This is a genomic window from Bartonella propinqua, from assembly GCF_047263965.1.
Taxonomy (GTDB): Bacteria; Pseudomonadota; Alphaproteobacteria; order Rhizobiales; family Rhizobiaceae; genus Bartonella.
The window spans coordinates 1-16,720 of sequence record NZ_JBLEBK010000005.1 but is presented as its reverse complement, the minus strand read 5'-3'; the positions used below and the strand labels follow the sequence as shown (position 1 = coordinate 16,720).

General features: G+C 36.0%; 15 protein-coding genes. 11 read left to right on the top strand and 4 right to left on the bottom strand.

What is annotated here, in order from left to right:
* Positions 1-174: 174 nt before the first annotated feature.
* Complete coding sequence (locus ACMFKV_RS04760; RefSeq protein ID WP_413154628.1) at positions 175-2,718, bottom strand: ATP-binding protein; 2,544 nt, start codon at positions 2,716-2,718, stop codon at positions 175-177.
* Between the two features lie 212 nt (positions 2,719-2,930).
* Here ACMFKV_RS04760 and ACMFKV_RS04755 point away from each other — a divergent pair, with 212 nt between their 5' ends.
* A complete protein-coding gene (locus tag ACMFKV_RS04755) occupies positions 2,931-3,464 on the top strand; it encodes a hypothetical protein (protein WP_413154627.1) in 534 nt (177 codons plus the stop codon).
* Positions 3,465-3,517: 53 nt separating this feature from the next.
* Here ACMFKV_RS04755 and dksA read toward each other — a convergent pair whose 3' ends face one another.
* Together dksA and ACMFKV_RS04745 are read right to left on the bottom strand one after the other, a co-directional pair.
* Positions 3,518-3,934: an RNA polymerase-binding protein DksA gene (gene dksA, locus ACMFKV_RS04750; protein WP_413154626.1), complete on the bottom strand. Its 417-nt coding sequence runs from the start codon at positions 3,932-3,934 to the stop codon at positions 3,518-3,520.
* Between the two features lie 329 nt (positions 3,935-4,263).
* On the bottom strand, positions 4,264-4,800 hold the full coding sequence (locus ACMFKV_RS04745) for a flavin reductase family protein (protein ID WP_336288326.1): 537 nt from the start codon (positions 4,798-4,800) through the stop codon (positions 4,264-4,266).
* A 148-nt stretch (positions 4,801-4,948) separates the two neighbouring features.
* Here ACMFKV_RS04745 and rpe point away from each other — a divergent pair, with 148 nt between their 5' ends.
* The 10 genes from rpe to ACMFKV_RS04695 all read left to right on the top strand — a co-directional run bounded on the left by rpe (position 4,949) and on the right by ACMFKV_RS04695 (position 14,010).
* Entirely contained in the window at positions 4,949-5,623 is a 675-nt protein-coding gene (gene rpe, locus ACMFKV_RS04740) for a ribulose-phosphate 3-epimerase (RefSeq protein WP_336288325.1), read from the top strand.
* 9 nt (positions 5,624-5,632) lie between these two features.
* Positions 5,633-6,934: an adenylosuccinate lyase gene (gene purB / locus ACMFKV_RS04735; RefSeq protein ID WP_336288324.1), complete on the top strand. Its 1,302-nt coding sequence runs from the start codon at positions 5,633-5,635 to the stop codon at positions 6,932-6,934.
* Between the two features lie 18 nt (positions 6,935-6,952).
* Entirely contained in the window at positions 6,953-7,501 is a 549-nt protein-coding gene (locus ACMFKV_RS04730; protein WP_336288323.1) for an RBBP9/YdeN family alpha/beta hydrolase, read from the top strand.
* 148 nt (positions 7,502-7,649) lie between these two features.
* Positions 7,650-8,414 (top strand): phosphoribosylaminoimidazolesuccinocarboxamide synthase, encoded by a 765-nt coding sequence (gene purC / locus ACMFKV_RS04725; protein ID WP_332061080.1) that lies wholly within the window; start codon positions 7,650-7,652, stop codon positions 8,412-8,414.
* A gap of 86 nt (positions 8,415-8,500) precedes the next feature.
* Complete coding sequence (gene purS, locus ACMFKV_RS04720) at positions 8,501-8,740, top strand: phosphoribosylformylglycinamidine synthase subunit PurS (protein WP_336288321.1); 240 nt, start codon at positions 8,501-8,503, stop codon at positions 8,738-8,740.
* Positions 8,741-8,752: 12 nt separating this feature from the next.
* Positions 8,753-9,424, top strand: coding sequence for a phosphoribosylformylglycinamidine synthase subunit PurQ (gene purQ / locus ACMFKV_RS04715; RefSeq protein ID WP_413154624.1), 672 nt, complete (start codon positions 8,753-8,755; stop codon positions 9,422-9,424).
* Between the two features lie 310 nt (positions 9,425-9,734).
* On the top strand, positions 9,735-11,948 hold the full coding sequence (gene purL / locus ACMFKV_RS04710) for a phosphoribosylformylglycinamidine synthase subunit PurL (RefSeq protein WP_413154623.1): 2,214 nt from the start codon (positions 9,735-9,737) through the stop codon (positions 11,946-11,948).
* 66 nt (positions 11,949-12,014) lie between these two features.
* Complete coding sequence (locus tag ACMFKV_RS04705; protein WP_332061076.1) at positions 12,015-12,248, top strand: BolA family transcriptional regulator; 234 nt, start codon at positions 12,015-12,017, stop codon at positions 12,246-12,248.
* 101 nt (positions 12,249-12,349) lie between these two features.
* Positions 12,350-12,682: a Grx4 family monothiol glutaredoxin gene (gene grxD, locus ACMFKV_RS04700; protein WP_336288318.1), complete on the top strand. Its 333-nt coding sequence runs from the start codon at positions 12,350-12,352 to the stop codon at positions 12,680-12,682.
* 77 nt (positions 12,683-12,759) lie between these two features.
* The gene (locus ACMFKV_RS04695) at positions 12,760-14,010 is read left to right on the top strand and encodes a multidrug effflux MFS transporter (RefSeq protein ID WP_336288317.1); all 1,251 of its coding nucleotides are present in this window, start codon (positions 12,760-12,762) and stop codon (positions 14,008-14,010) included.
* 80 nt (positions 14,011-14,090) lie between these two features.
* Here the strand turns inward: ACMFKV_RS04695 and parC are convergent, their stop codons facing one another.
* Positions 14,091-16,340 (bottom strand): DNA topoisomerase IV subunit A, encoded by a 2,250-nt coding sequence (gene parC / locus ACMFKV_RS04690; RefSeq protein WP_413154622.1) that lies wholly within the window; start codon positions 16,338-16,340, stop codon positions 14,091-14,093.
* Positions 16,341-16,720 lie beyond the last annotated feature (380 nt).

The following is a 16,720-nucleotide window of genomic DNA, read 5'->3' as shown; positions in this document are numbered from 1 at the left end:
CTCTTTAATTGAAATTTACATTACTTTCAGGAATTTTTTGTGCAAAAGATGTGAATGTTTTTCAATTTTTTAACTGTGAATGTACAAATGAATTTTGCTTATTTAATTCACTGACTCTATATATTATCATGGGAATTTTTGTCTAAGGATTTGAAAATATAAAGTTTCTTTATTTTATTGTGCAAGAGTTTCTTTAACAGTTAAAGCTAACTGTTTGAGTGTAAATGGCTTAGATAAAAAACCAAAAACAGCATCTTGTGGAAGATTTTTAGTAAAAGCATCTTTCGCGTATCCAGAAACAAAAATAAATTTAATATCGGGGTAGCTTTTACGTACTTCTCTAAGTAAAGTTGGTCCATCCATTTCTGGCATCACCACATCGGAAACAATAATATCAACTGCACCCTTATTTTTCTTAAGAACAGCAAGGGCTTCAATCCCGCTTGCAGCTTCTAAAACAGTGTACCCTCTCATTTGAAGTGCTCTTACCCCACCCATTCTGACAGCATCTTCATCTTCAACCAATAAAACAGTTGCAAACCCTGTTAAGTCTATATTTTTTTCCTGCTTTTCTACTTTTTCAATCTGCTGAGAAATTTCACTGCCAGCGTCAGAAATATAACGGGGAAGAAAGATATGAAATGTTGTTCCTTTTCCTTCTTGGCTATCACAATAAATATAACCACCTGTCTGTTTAATAATTCCATAAACCATTGATAAACCAAGCCCAGTTCCTTTTCCAACTTCTTTTGTTGTAAAAAACGGTTCAAATATTTTTTCTTGTATAACAGGTGATATGCCGATTCCTGTATCTGAAATAGTCAGCTGCACATACTCACCAATTGCAAAACCGACATGATCGAACTCAGCACTTTGTTGCTTTGTAATATTGTTTGTTGCAATTGTGACAACACCTCCCTGTGACATAGCATCACGCGCATTAATAACTAAATTCATAATAACACGCTGAAAAGATGCTTGATCGACTTCAACGCTCCACAAATCTCTTCCATGGATAATTTTTAATTGAATATTATTGCCTAAAAGGGGTAAAATAAGATTGCGAATGTCTGATAAAAGCTCTGTAAAATCAACTTTCTCAGGTCGAAGCGTTTGCTTTCTAGAAAAAGCTAATAATTGCTGTACAAGTGCAGCCGCACGATTAGCATTGTTTTTAATGTTGATAAGATCAGCATGTGCTGGATCGGAGCTGCGATGTGTATTTAAAAGAAAGTCACAAGACATCAAAATTGCTGTTAAAACATTATTAAAATCATGAGCAATACCACCTGCCAGTTGCCCTACTGCTTGCATTTTTTGACTCTGCATCACTTTATCTTCAAGCATTTTTTGCTCTGTGATTTCTATAACAGATATAATGGCTAAACCTTGTAATGTATCATCATGATATGACGTTACAGACATAACATGGAGGCGCAAATGGCGCTCTTCATTATTTTCTAAAACTGTTTCTATCGAAACTGAATCATTTCTGTTTGCCGCAATTTTCTGAAATGCACGCTCTAATTGTGCACGATCGCGGTGAGATATAACATCATAAAGACTAAAAATTTGATCTCGGCATCCCATTAACGATGAAAAAGCATTATTTACGTGAACCAATTGTCCTTTTTGATCTACCAATGCTATTGCAAAAGGACTTGCATCAAAATATGTGACTAATGAATTTGATAATTTTGATTGATCATCATTCTCTTCATTTTTTATCTGATGAGGCATTATCACAATACGATAGATGGCTTCATCCTTTGAGAAAGAAGAAACACACATAAAACAATTCAAAAATTTTTTTCTGCTGATTTCTGAATTTAAACATAACAAAAAAGTATAAGGCATAGAGAAACCTAAACTTTGATGTTTATGATTTTGCAAACAAATATCACTCCACGTGTTATTGGCTTCAATGCTATCAAATAACTGATCAAAATGATATTGACCAACAACAAAATTTTCCAAATCGATTGAAAACCATTTAGCACAAACTGCATTTGCGTACAGGATTACCCCTTGTGAATTAACAGACAAAAAACCAACAGGAGCTTGGTCTAAGTGATGAATAGATTCTTGAAGATGTGAGAAAAAAACTTCGTGATACTTTTGTAGATGTGAAATATCAGCAATACGCCAAAATAAAAGTTTTTTTCTCCGCTTTATTATTGGTTGAACAGAAATATTATACCAAGCAGAATTGTTCTGTACAGAATGGAGAAAAATTGGACGGTCTATTCTTAATTCTTCCTGCGCTGCAAGATTACTGCATGCAGCAACTTTTAGGCGATACAAAAGTGCATCAGCTCCTGGAAGATCAGAAATGACTGCATAACATGAAGATTCAGGCTGATAGGTAAGAATATTTCGATAACTTTGATTAGAATAATAAACAAAACCGGACAGATCAGATACTATAATTGCATCATCGATACTATCAAAGACACTAAAATCAAAGCCTCCATACAACTGTGTTGCATCATATTTCAAAACCCCCATCCCTATCAAAATCAATGCAGCAACACCTATAACTGCTAAAGCTAAAAAAAACATCAGCATAGCTTTTTGAAAATAGCTGTACGGATTTAAAAAACCTAAAATACTCACAATGAATAAAAAGCATATAATAAAAGCAACACCAAAAGTCATAGCTCCCCAATGCACAAAAGCAGATGATGGTCTTTTAATATTTATACAATCTTTATTCATTTCTCTTTATCTCAATTACGGTCATTTTTTATGCCACAAATTGCTTTCATAATTATTGTTATAAAGTATACACTATGATAATATCTGCCTTATTAAAATCACTCAATGTTAAAAAGAACTATATTTTGCACGAGAAATAAGCCTTTTAAGATGTATTTATGAACTTATATAAATGAACAATGATGTTCCATTATAAAATGGGGAGAAGCAGCATGCATGTCTGGTTATCAAGCCAAATAGGCGCACCCGCAGCAGACGCAATCATAAATTTTGTGCTCTTCATAATGGTAATAATAGCCATTGCTGTAATCATTATGTTTTTACGCCATTTAAATACAGGAAACTCTGACAAAAAAAAGCATCCACGACGGTTAATCATATGTGATACGATCGCTATTGATCGTACACGTCATCTTATTTTGGTACGTCGTGATGACACAGAGCATTTAATTCTTATTGGAGGATCAACAGATATCGTTATAGAATCTGATATTATGAATGCACACATTACACACAAAAGTATTGATAAACAAAAAAAAGACACACAATTCAAATTGACAAAAACAGAAACGAATCAAAATCAGGAACTCACAGAAAAAGTATCTTTTCCTGCGAAGGAAATAAAACATGCACACAATAATATTTCCACGTCTTTTATGAAACAACGTTTTGAAGATTCAGCAATTACTGCAGAGATTGAAGGACGACAAGAACCATCCTTATCTATTCCTGTCCCAAAAAAATAAAATCGCGAATTCCTCACACCAAGAAATTTATTTTTTCATCATTACAATTGCTTTCAATCGTCACGATAAACCCTCTCTTGCCGTTCATGGCGTTCTTGCGCTTCTAATGACAAAACTGCAATCGGTCGAGCCTCAAGACGCTTTATACTAATAGGTTCACCCGTTTCTTCACAAAATCCATAAGTTCCATTATCAATACGTTCCAAAGCTGCATCTATCTTTGAAATAAGCTTTCTTTGGCGATCACGCGCACGCAATTCAATAGTACGATTAGTTTCGCAAGACGCTCTATCAGTCAAATCAGGTTGACCAACATTATCTTCTTGCAAATTTTCTAAAGTTTCACGAGCTTCTTTCAATATGTCATTTTTCCAAGAAACTAACTTAGCACGAAAATACGCCTTTTGTCGCTCATTCATAAAAGGCTCATCTTCACTAGGACGATATTGACCATCAACCTGTTTGCTCATGCCATAAAACCTTCACATATGGTATGTGCGGTCTATATATTGTGCAATATTGACCAGTACAAGAGTAAAATGCTTTTTTATAACAGCACACACATATATTTTAAGTCACTGTTTCAAGGTTTCTAGCCACTTTTTTGCAGAGCATGTTATTATTTTGTGATAATTTTTATCATTTCACTTTTATAAATATCTTTTTCAGCAACATCTATAAGCGTATACAAAGAAAAAAACGTAAATATTCAAGATCATATAAAAGAGCCTTATCCAGCAGATATTGAGCTAAAACTCGAACACATTAGTAAAAAATGAGCTGAACACAAAAAAAATCTTTATAACGGCAGAGTATGATATTCACGATTCAAATAGATCAAAGCATCTTTTTCTTGATTACGATTTATTGCAACAACTTCACCAATCAAAACATAATGAGATGCATGTTCGTGCCAACAAACTAAACGACAATCAAGTGACGCTAAAGCATCTGAAAGACTGGGAGCACCAGTTTGCAAAGTCCCCCATTGCGCTATATCAAAATGTTCAGTTTGTGTGAAATTACAACGCCCAGAAAAAATATCTGCTATGGAACGATGTTTTCCTGCTAAGCTATTAACACAAAAATTTCCATTCTCCATAAATAACTTATTTTTAGGGTTCTGGCGCATAAGACAAACAAGAAGCATTGGTGGATTATCTGATAAAGAACAACAAGCTGATACTGTCACCCCACGCCTTCCCTTAAGGCCATTTGTTGTCACAACATGCACAGCCCCTGCAAAATGACTCATCGTATCCCGATATTCTTGCGAAGAAGCAGTAGCAACAATATGTTGAAGTTTAGGCATTAAATGTGTTGTATGATTTGGCATATCTTTCACTTATACAGCTTTTAAATTTTTAAAAAACATTTCTATAAAAAAATCTACTATATATTCTTATTATTTTTGCACCATAACATAAATGATATTTTAACATGCAAAACTACATGCTAAAAAGAACCATCTCAAGGAGATCTTAATGCCTCATTCTCACCTCATTTCATCTTCACTCTTGGCTTCTGATTTTTCTAAACTTGGCCAAGAAGTCTTGGATAGTGTTAATGCTGGTGCCGATTGGCTGCATCTTGATGTAATGGATGGTCACTTTGTTCCTAATATTACTTTCGGACCCGATATTATTAAAGCATTACGTCCATTAACTAAAGCAATATTTGATGTTCATCTGATGATCGCGCCAGCAGATCCTTATCTTGAAGCCTTTGCAAAAGTGGGATCAGATATTATAACCATTCATGCAGAAGCAACCCCTCATCTTCACCGTTCATTACAAACAATTAAAGCAATGGGAAAAAAAGCAGGAGTGTCAATTAATCCTAGTACACCAGAACATATACTTGAATATGTACTTGATCAATTAGATCTTATTTTAATCATGACTGTTAACCCTGGTTTTGGTGGACAAAATTTCATTCCAGCAATGCAAGATAAAATTAAACGTGTCAAAAATATGATTGCCAATAGACCTATTGATCTTGAAGTTGATGGTGGGATCACTGTTGATACAATTGGAATAGCTGCAAAAGCTGGCGCAAATGTATTTGTTGCAGGTTCTGCAATTTATAAAAATGGAAACAAAGAGCTTTACAAAACACGTATTAACGCATTGCGCCAAGCTGCATCCCTCTCACAATAAGGAAAAATTATGATAGAACGTTATTCTCGCTCTGAAATGGTAACAATTTGGTCACCAGAAACGAAATATCGTATTTGGTTTGAAATCGAAGCGCATGCCTGCGATGCACTCGCTCAACTGGGTATTATTCCAAAAGAAGCAGCAAAAATCATTTGGGAAAAAGGAAAAGTTGCCAAATTTGATGTAAATCGCATTAATGAAATTGAGGCAATCACCAAGCATGATGTTATAGCATTTTTAACGCACTTAGCTGAATTTATTGGCTCAGAAGCTCGCTTTGTACACCAAGGCATGACATCATCAGACATTCTAGATACAACGCTTAATATTCAATTAATGCGTGCCAGTGATATTTTGCTAAAAGACATAGAGTACCTTCTTCAAGCATTAAAAAAGCGCGCAATTGAACATAAAGAAACAATCACTATTGGACGAAGTCACGGTATCCATGCTGAGCCAACAACGTTTGGAGTTAAATTTGCTCTTGCATATGCTGAATTTTCCCGCTGTCGCAAACGTCTTCTTGCAGCACGTGAAGAGATTTCTACTTGCGCAATCTCAGGAGCTGTCGGAACTTTTGCTAATATCGATCCACGTGTTGAAGAACATGTAGCAAAAGCATTGGGAATGCGTGCTGAACCCGTTTCTACCCAAGTTATACCACGTGATCGTCACGCCATGTTTTTTGCGACACTTGGTGTTATTGCTTCATCTATTGAAAGACTAGCTATAGAAATTCGCCATCTACAGCGAACAGAAGTTCTTGAAGCAGAAGAGCATTTTTCACCTGGGCAAAAAGGTTCATCCGCTATGCCTCATAAACGTAATCCAGTTTTAACAGAAAATTTAACTGGACTAGCGCGTATGGTGCGTGCATTTACAATACCTGCCATGGAAAATGTAGCACTTTGGCATGAACGTGATATTTCTCATTCATCTGTTGAACGTTATATTGGTCCTGATGCCACTATTACACTTGATTTTGCTCTTGCTCGTCTGACATCCGTAATTGAAAATCTCATTGTTTACCCAGATAATATGCAAAAGAATCTCAATAAGTTTCGTGGTCTTGTTCATTCACAACGGGTGCTTTTGGCGCTTACACAAGCTGGAATAAGTCGTGAAGATTCTTATCAAATTGTACAACGAAATGCGATGAAGGTTTGGGAACAAGGGAAAGATTTTTTAGAAGAACTGCTTAACGACAAAGATGTTACAAAAGCTTTAAGTGAATCAGAGCTTCGCGAAAAATTTGACCTTTCTTACCACACAAAGCATATCGACACTATTTTTAAACGCGTCTTTGGGTAATAATGCAGGAAGCAATTTATGAAAGTCAATCAACTCGATATTCTTATTGTGCCTGGCTATAAAGGGTCTAGTTCTGACCATTGGCAAACGCGCTGGGAACAAAAATTGTCTACAGCTCACCGCGTTAAACAAACCCATTGGTCAAAGCCTGTTTGTGAAGAATGGGTTAATAAGGTTAAAATTGCCATTGCACAAGCTCAAAAACCTGTTGTAATTATTGCTCATTCATTAGGGGTTCCCACAGCTATTCATGCAACGTTACAGAATGCAAAAAAAATTCGTGGTGCTTTTTTTGTTGCGCCTCCAGACATAGCTAATGAAAAAATACGTCCACAGCATTTAAAGACATTTGGCCCATATCACAGCGAAAAATTGCCTTTTCCCTCTGTAGTCGTAGCCAGCCGCAACGATGAATTTTGCCCATTTCCCGTAGCAGAAAAACTTGCCAATGATTGGGGAGCACTCTTTGTTGATGCTGGGCAGTCTGGTCATATCAATGTAGAATCTGGACATGGACCTTGGCCCGAAGGACTTATGGTTCTTGCCCATTTTCTTGCAAAACTTTAACCTACTTTCCTCACTTACCTATGTAGTTTTTTCCTTTTAATAAAACCCAGATAATAAAAATTGTAGCAATCATTGAGAATTTCTGTCAATTAGGATAATATTGGTTATCAATGCTATTTAAGACCCCTCAAATAAATAGAGAATCATAATGAATCGTCGCCACCGTATTTATGAAGGCAAGGCTAAAATTTTATATGAAGGACCTGAGCCAGGAACCTATATTCAGTTTTTTAAAGATGATGCAACTGCCTTTAATGCAAAAAAACATGAGATTATTGATGGCAAAGGAGTTTTAAATAACCGTATTTCAGAGCATATTTTTAGCCATCTTAGTCGTTTGGGCATCCCAACACACTTTATCAAGCGTATAAATATGCGCGAACAACTTATTAAAGCGGTTGAAATTATTCCTCTGGAAGTTGTTGTTCGTAACGTTGCTGCTGGATCTCTTTCTAAACGTTTGGGATTGGCAGAAGGAACAGCTCTTTCGCAACCCATCGTTGAGTTTTATTACAAAAATGACTCTCTTGATGACCCAATGGTAACTGAAGAACATATCACCGCCTTTGGATGGGCAGCCCCACAAGAGATAGAAGATATTATGCAGCTTTCAATTCGTATTAATGACTTTCTTTCTGGGCTTTTTGCAGGTGTTAATATTCAATTAATTGATTTTAAAATGGAATTTGGTCGCTTATGGGAAAATGAAACAATGCGCGTTATTCTTGCTGATGAAATTTCGCCTGATTCTGCCAGATTATGGGATATGCAAACACAAGAAAAAATGGATAAAGATCGTTTTCGTCGTGATATGGGAGGGCTCATTAATGCCTATCAAGAGGTTGCAAAACGCCTTGGTATCATCAATGAAAACGAACCTACACGACAAAGCGGTCCTGTTTTAGTAAAATAAAACAAGGTGATGTAATATTCCCATTCCTTTATATGTACGTATTCTTCTTCAAAAAAGAGATCCTTTTCGACAATAGGAAATAAAAAATGAAAGCACGCATTATAGTTACTTTAAAAAATAGCGTCCTTGATCCACAAGGAGAAGCGATTGTCGGTGCTTTAAAGAGTTTAGCTTTTACAGACATTCACTCTATCCGCCAAGGGAAAGTTTTTGATATTAATCTTGATGATATGCCCGCTAACACTGCAATGCAAAAGCTTGAGCAGATGTGTAAAGAACTACTTGCGAATACTGTCATTGAAAATTATACTATAGAACTTCTTTAAGCGGATATCTCTATGAAAACTGCTATTATTCAATTACCTGGGTTAAATCGCGATCAGGATATGGTTGCAGCATTATTCCACATAACAGGAGTTGAACCACTTAAAATTTGGCAAACAGATACAACGATTCCAGACGTAGATGTTATTGTTATTCCGGGCGGTTTCTCTTACGGTGACTATTTAAGATGTGGCGCTATTGGTGCACGAACACCAGTCTTGCAAGCTGTTCGTGAAAAAGCACAAAAAGGTATCACGATAATAGGCATATGTAATGGATTTCAAATTTTATTGGAAGCTGGATTGTTACCAGGTGCTTTAATGCGTAATGCTTCATTAAAATTTGTTTGTCGTGAAATAAAACTTGAAGTAACAAATGCCAACACAAAATTTTCTCGGTATTATTCTAAAGGGCAAATCATCCGTTGTCCTGTTGCTCACCACGATGGAAATTATTTCGTTGATGGTGAAACGTTAAAACAGATAGAAGATAATGAACAAATTATTTTCCGCTATACAGAAAACACAAATCCTAACGGCTCGATTAATAATATTGCTGGTATTATCAATAAAGCTGGTAATATTCTTGGTATGATGCCTCATCCTGAAAATTTTATTGAACCTGCACATGGCGGCACTGATGGTCGTTTACTTTTCCAAAGTGTTTTAGAATTAACAAATGGATAATTATAAAAAAGGGATTTTGTGTTAGCTAAATTCTAACCATATAATCTTTCACACTCTACGTAGTGAATTTATTAACCCAGCTTTTTACGAACAACAACGAATAACAATGGAATATTATTGCTTTAATAAACAAAAATTTATTTAAAAACCATTTTTAATCTCTGAAGCCACTAAGCAAACGACCAAAATTTCAGCTTATAGTTTATAAACGATTTTATTATCAAATAACGCAATCGCTTATGATCTAAACTGGTGAGGTTTAAAATAATCAAATGCTCAATTTTAATTAATTTGACGGAACAAAATACTCATGAAACCTTGCAATAACATCACCATTACCCCAGAATTGATTGCGCAACATGGTCTAAAAAACGATGAATATCAACATATCCTCACCTTGATTGGTAGAGAGCCGACATTTACTGAACTTGGAATTTTTTCTGCAATGTGGAATGAACATTGTTCTTACAAATCATCTAAAAAGTGGCTTAAAACTTTACCAACACAAGGTAAATATGTCATTCAAGGTCCTGGTGAAAATGCTGGTGTTGTTGATATCGGTAAAGGGCAATGTGTAGTTTTCAAAATGGAAAGCCATAACCATCCTTCTTACATTGAACCTTACCAAGGTGCTGCAACAGGTGTTGGTGGTATTTTGCGTGATGTCTTTACAATGGGTGCTCGTCCCGTCGCAGTTATGAATGCATTGCGATTTGGAGCACCTCATCATCCCCGAACACGCCATCTTGTTTCTGGTGTTGTTTCTGGAATCGGTGGCTACAGCAATTCTTTTGGCGTTCCCACCATTGGTGGAGAAGTAAATTTTGACGAACGTTATAATGGCAATATTCTCGTTAATGCTTTTGCAGCCGGTATTGCAAAGACAAACTCTATTTTTTACTCTAAAGCACAAGGAGTAGGACTTCCTGTTGTTTATCTCGGAGCTAAAACAGGACGTGACGGTGTTGGTGGAGCAACAATGGCTTCTACCGAATTCGATGATTCAATTAGTGAAAAACGCCCAACCGTTCAAGTCGGTGACCCTTTTACTGAAAAATGCCTTCTTGAAGCTTGTTTAGAACTCATGGAACTTGGAGCTGTGATTGCTATTCAGGATATGGGGGCAGCAGGATTAACATCCTCTGCCGTTGAAATGGGTGCAAAAGGCAATTTAGGAATAAAGCTTAATCTCGATAAAGTTCCTGTTCGTGAAGAAAAGATGACGGCCTATGAAATGATGCTTTCTGAAAGTCAAGAACGTATGCTCATGGTGCTGAAACCAGAATTAGAACAACAAGCATCTGCAATTTTTCATAAGTGGGGTCTTCACTTTTCCGTTATTGGAAAAACAACAGATGATTTACGTTTTCGTGTATTGCATCAAGGAGAAGAAGTCGTTAATCTCCCAATCAAAGAACTCGGGAATGAAGCGCCTGTTTATGATCGTCCTTGGATAGAGCCTACCAAAAAACCTACCCTTAAAGCAGAAACATTCAAAAAAGTTGAAAATCTTGCTGATGTACTCCTTACATTATTGAACTCTGCAAATCAAAGTTCACGCAGATGGGTTTATGAACAATATGATACGCTTATACAAGGAAATAGCCTTGTTGGTCCTGGAGGTGATGCAGGAATCATTCGTGTCAATCATAACGATGAACGTGCCCTTGCTTTTTCTTCTGATGTAACGCCTCGCTATTGTGAAGCTGATCCTTATGAAGGAGGAAAACAAGCTGTTGCAGAATGTTGGCGCAATATTAGTACCACAGGCGCAACACCACTAGCAGCGACAGATAATCTTAATTTTGGTAATCCTGAAAAACCTGAAATTATGGGACAATTGGTTCTCGCCATTAAAGGCATAGGTGAAGCTTGTAGAATCCTCGATTTCCCTATCGTCTCAGGTAATGTCTCCCTTTATAATGAAACCAATGGAGAAGCAATTCTTCCTACACCGACAATAGCGGGTGTTGGCCTTCTAGAAAATTGGTCGAAAAGAACCACAATCAGTGGTATGCAAAATGACGATATTATTGTTTTGATTGGTTCTTGCGGCTCACACTTGGGACAGTCGATTTATGCGCGTGATATTTTAAATATTGATGCAGGTGCACCACCTCACGTAGATTTGCAACTTGAAAAAAAGCATGGACAATTTGTTCGAGATGTTATTCATCGTGGTTTTGTTCATGCCGCTCATGACATTTCTGATGGAGGGTTAGCGATTGCGCTTGCAGAAATGGTGATTAAAGCAGGAAAAGGAGTCAGAGTAGAATTAAGTAATAAATCACCTTGTCATGCTGAGCTTTTTGGTGAAGATCAAGGGCGTTACCTTTTAGCTATCAAACCCAATGCACTCAATAACTTTGAAGATTTAGCAAGAATACATGAAGTTTCCGTAACAAAACTTGGTATAGTTGAAGGCAATGCGCTTGATATAAAGGACATGTTCAATCTCTCGGTATCTAAGCTCACACAAGCTTATGAAAACTGGTTTCCAGAATTTATGGGTGAAAATAAATAATGATTCACTTCCATTTGACTATATACTATTCTCACGAGTATAGTAAACAAACACTGGAGAATGACCATGGCAATGAGTGCTCATGAAATTGAAATCCTTATTCGTGAAAATATCCCTGATGCAAAAGTGATAATTCATGACCTTGCGGGAGATGGTGAACATTACGCTGCAGAAGTTATTTCAGAAAGTTTTCGAGGAAAAAACCGTGTTCAGCAACACAGAATGGTTTATGATGCCCTTCAAGGTAATATGGGAAATCTGCTACATGCTTTAGCACTTCAAACAAGCGTTCCCCAATGAATTTAAAATTTCTTCTTGCATTCATTTTATAAATACGCAATTAGAAAAATGATGCTAATATGAATATATCCCTTTCAAATGTGCAATATTAAGGAATAAAAATGACTACAACTCATGATTTTATTGATGAAGAAATTAAAGCAAATAATGTCGTTTTATTCATGAAAGGCACCCCCAGCTCTCCACAATGTGGATTTTCTGGACAAGTCGTTCAAATTCTTGAGTATTTAGGATTAAATTATAAAGGAATTAATATCCTTACCTCAAATGAATTACGTCAAGCCATAAAAGAGTACTCAAATTGGCCAACAATTCCGCAACTTTATATTAAAGGAGAATTTATTGGGGGTTGCGATATTGTTAAAGAAATGTTTCAGAATAAAGAATTACAAAAACTTCTAGAAGAAAAAAATATTCCCTATAATATATCATAACATAAATAAACTTTGATTTATTTCAAAGTTTTGTAAAATATTTTTCAATGGAATTTTTTATTTCTTAAGGGGGGCATATGTTATATTCAATCGATGAACGAAAACACATAGATGCTATCAAAAAAAAGATTGGGTATAAGGAATTTGTTATTCTCCTTGCAGCACTCATGACAATTAATTCCATAGCTATTGATATTATGCTACCAGCTATGCCTGACATTTTAAATAATCTGCATATTGTTAATGAAAACTACCAGCATTACATTATTTCTTGCTATCTTATCAGCTACAGTGTTACGCAAATATTTTTTGGTCCCATAAGCGATCGTTATGGACGCCGTAAACTTGTCCTTATTGGTCTTGCTTTTTATACGTTTTCAGCAATCCTCTGTGCATTTGTATCAAATTTGTCTACATTACTGGTTCTGCGTGCTTTACAGGGCACTGGAGGAGCAGCTATGCGTGTGCTCACAGTTTCTATCATACGCGACCTCTATGACGGTCGAAAGATGGCAGAGGTTATATCTATAGTCATGATGGTTTTTCTCATTGCACCAATGGTTGGACCAGCAACAGGACAAATTATTTTGTTGTTTGGACATTGGCAATTTATTTTTATATTTATGGCTCTTATTGGTTTTGGGCTCATGATTTGGATTTATCTACGCTTACCTGAAACTCTTTACACACAGCGCTCTCTTTCTTTTTTTTCTATTAAAAATAACTTTGGGATTGTTATAACTAATCGCACTAGTCTTTGTTACACACTTGCTGCTTCTATCATCTTAAGCTGTCTTTTTATATCTATTAATACATCGCAACAAATTTATGAAGGAATCTATAATTTAGGATTTTGGTTTCCTGTTGCTTTTGCGGTTAGCGCTGGATTTGAAATTATGGCGTCTCTCTTGAACTCTCTACTCGTTGGACGTATTGGAATGCGACGTATCGCCCATAGTATGCTTTTGCTATTTTGTATTATTTCATGTATTTGGTTTGTTAGCTCAATTTTAGCAGGTGGTGTTGTGTCCTTTACTTTTTACATGCTGTTATACTGTACACTCATGTTTGCATGTGGTGGGATGATGGCTAATTTCAATACACTCGCTCTTGAGCCTGTCGGAAAAATTGCTGGAACTGCATCTTCTATATCTAGCTTTCTTCAAAGCTCTATTGGCACAGGTCTTGCTTTTTTTATTGCACAACAATTTAACGAAACAACAATTCCTAATTCAGCAGGTTTTTTCTTCTTAAGCCTCATTGCCATATTTCTCGTCTTATGGGCAGAACGTGGACGCTTATTTATGCAATACAATAAAAAAGTCTAAAGAACCTCTTTATAATATTCTGATGAAGCCAAACTAAATATATTACTTTTGTAGCTCTAATTGAAAGATTCTATGCTGTATTAATTGGTGAATTTTCCTGATTTTGGAAATCCTTTTGGAACTAACCGTCCAACTCCAGCACGAGCACCTACCCACTCAGTAAGCTCATCGATTTGGCGATTAAAATTACGTTCCGCTGTATCTTGCCAGCTTAAACCTTCTGACAAATTGAAAGTTTTAGCATCGCAAACAGTACTATCTTTATACCGTTGCAAACGTACCCCCTTACCGCGATTCATTTGTGGTATTTCCTTAATAGCAAAAATGAGCATTTTGCGATTTTTTCCAACCAGCGCAACATAATCACCCTCTACCAAAATGCAAAGCTTTACCTTATCAGGAAACTTCACATTCATAACTTGTTTTCCTTTTCGCGTATTAGAAATGATCTCGCTTTCAGGCACAATAAAGCCATTGCCATAAGATGAAATCAAAAGCCGTTTTTCCTGCGCATTGTGCACAAAAGCTGTAAGAATATCGTGCTCGTCATCCATATCAATTAAAATACGAACCGGTTCACCATGTCCTCGACCTCCAGGCAAAATATTTGCACTAATAGTAAAAAACCTTCCATCTGTACTCGTCATAACAATTTTATCTGTAGTGAATGCTGGAAATGCTAATTTCAAGCAATCTCCCTCTTTAAAAGAAAGTGTTTTATAATCACTCAAATGACCTTTTAAAGCACGCATCCAACCTTTTTCAGAAAGCACAATAGTTACTGGCTCTTTTTCAATCATCGCCTGATGAATCTCATCAACATCATACCTTGGTGCATTTTCAAATGTCGTACGTCTTTTTCCTAAAGGAGTTTCTGAACCAAAAGTGTTGCGAACTTTTATTATTTCTTGCGAAATCACCTTCCATTGCTTTGCGTTGGAATTTAATAAATTTTGCAGCTCCGCTTTTTCAACTTCTAGAGCATCAAATTCCTTACGAATTTCTAATTCTTCAAGCTTACGTAAAGAACGCAACCGCATATTAAGAATAGCTTCAGCTTGATTTTCTGTTAATCCAAAACGTACAATCAGCTGCTTTTTAGGTTCCTCTTCTTCACGAATAATCTGAATCACCTCATCAAGATTCAGATATGCAATAAGATACCCATGTAGAATTTCTAACCGACACTTAATTTCATCGAGACGATAAGTAGAACGACGAATAAGTACCTCTTGACGATGTTCAAGCCACTGCTGCAAACTTTCACGCAAAGAAAGAACATTTGGCACTTTTCCTAAGGATAAAACATTAAGATTCAGAGGAAACTTTATTTCAAAATCAGTCAATTTAAACAAGGATTCCATGAGGAGTTCAGGATCAACTGTACGATTTTTAGGAACCAGCACAATGCGTATATCTTCTGCTGATTCATCACGAATATCCTCAAGCATTGGTAACCGCCGTGCAAGCAGTAACTCTGCTGTTTTTTCAATAAGACGTGACTTTTGAACTTGATAGGGAATTTCAGTCACAATAATTACATAAGAACCACGACTACCAATTTCTTGATGCCAACGTGAACGCAACCGAAAGAATCCGCGCCCTACACGATAAGATTCCTCAATACTCTTTTTAGGCTCAACTAAAATACCACCTGTTGGGAAATCAGGCCCAAGCACAAACTGATTTAATTCTTCATCATTTGCATCAGGATGAGCAATCAAATGTAGTGCAGCATCGCACAATTCAGCAACATTATGCGGTGGAATAGACGTTGCCATACCAACAGCAATACCTGATGAACCATTCGCTAAAAGATTCGGGAAAGCTCCAGGTAAAACAATAGGTTCTTCATCTTCTTCATTATAGGTTAAGCGAAAGTCAATGGCGTTTTCATTAATTCCCTCAAGCAGTAACGCAGCCACTTCAGTCATGCGTGCTTCCGTATAACGCATAGCAGCGGCATTATCACCGTCAATATTACCAAAATTGCCCTGTCCATCAATTAATGGATAACGAACAGCAAAATTTTGAGCCAAGCGCACTAATGCATCATAAATAGATGCATCACCATGAGGATGAAATTTTCCCATTACATCACCGACAATCCGTGCACATTTAGCATAGGATTGTCTAGGATTAAGCTTGAGTAAACGCATCGCATGGATAATACGTCGATGTACAGGTTTCAACCCATCACGTACATCAGGTAATGCACGATGTGTAATGGTAGAAAGCGCATAAGCCAAATAGCGCTCTTGTAAAGCAGAACGTAATTCTATTGGCTCAATATGTTCTTTATCAAAAGGTAAACTCATTTTATCAGACATAGTATTAGGATAACAATTCCCAAAATAACGAGCACTTATTCCCAAAAGTTTTTTAAGTGCAATCTTTCACCAGTCAACTATTTTTATTAAAACTGACTATATAAAAATAAACATTATGATTAAAACATGAACAGAAAATTATATCAATTTGAAAAATTTGTGCATATGCTTTACTATTTTTTCTAAAAAATACATAAAAATGCTTAATGCACTAAATTAAAATCACTTTTTTAAAAACATGATAAAAATATTAACTTAAAAAAATTAACAGATAAACAAAAAAATCAAAAATACATCTATTATGAAATTTAGCAATTTGTATTTTTATGATAAATAATAATAGTTTTAGTTTAAAAAATTTTAATTAAATATAATTATCG

Coding starts and splice junctions, on each gene's coding strand:
- ACMFKV_RS04760 (WP_413154628.1), bottom strand. CDS start 2,718: ATGAATAAAGATTGTATAAATATTAAAAGACCATCATCTGCTTTTGTG.
- ACMFKV_RS04755 (WP_413154627.1), top strand. CDS start 2,931: ATGCATGTCTGGTTATCAAGCCAAATAGGCGCACCCGCAGCAGACGCA.
- dksA (WP_413154626.1), bottom strand. CDS start 3,934: ATGAGCAAACAGGTTGATGGTCAATATCGTCCTAGTGAAGATGAGCCT.
- ACMFKV_RS04745 (WP_336288326.1), bottom strand. CDS start 4,800: ATGCCAAATCATACAACACATTTAATGCCTAAACTTCAACATATTGTT.
- rpe (WP_336288325.1), top strand. CDS start 4,949: ATGCCTCATTCTCACCTCATTTCATCTTCACTCTTGGCTTCTGATTTT.
- purB (WP_336288324.1), top strand. CDS start 5,633: ATGATAGAACGTTATTCTCGCTCTGAAATGGTAACAATTTGGTCACCA.
- ACMFKV_RS04730 (WP_336288323.1), top strand. CDS start 6,953: ATGAAAGTCAATCAACTCGATATTCTTATTGTGCCTGGCTATAAAGGG.
- purC (WP_332061080.1), top strand. CDS start 7,650: ATGAATCGTCGCCACCGTATTTATGAAGGCAAGGCTAAAATTTTATAT.
- purS (WP_336288321.1), top strand. CDS start 8,501: ATGAAAGCACGCATTATAGTTACTTTAAAAAATAGCGTCCTTGATCCA.
- purQ (WP_413154624.1), top strand. CDS start 8,753: ATGAAAACTGCTATTATTCAATTACCTGGGTTAAATCGCGATCAGGAT.
- purL (WP_413154623.1), top strand. CDS start 9,735: ATGAAACCTTGCAATAACATCACCATTACCCCAGAATTGATTGCGCAA.
- ACMFKV_RS04705 (WP_332061076.1), top strand. CDS start 12,015: ATGGCAATGAGTGCTCATGAAATTGAAATCCTTATTCGTGAAAATATC.
- grxD (WP_336288318.1), top strand. CDS start 12,350: ATGACTACAACTCATGATTTTATTGATGAAGAAATTAAAGCAAATAAT.
- ACMFKV_RS04695 (WP_336288317.1), top strand. CDS start 12,760: ATGTTATATTCAATCGATGAACGAAAACACATAGATGCTATCAAAAAA.
- parC (WP_413154622.1), bottom strand. CDS start 16,340: ATGTCTGATAAAATGAGTTTACCTTTTGATAAAGAACATATTGAGCCA.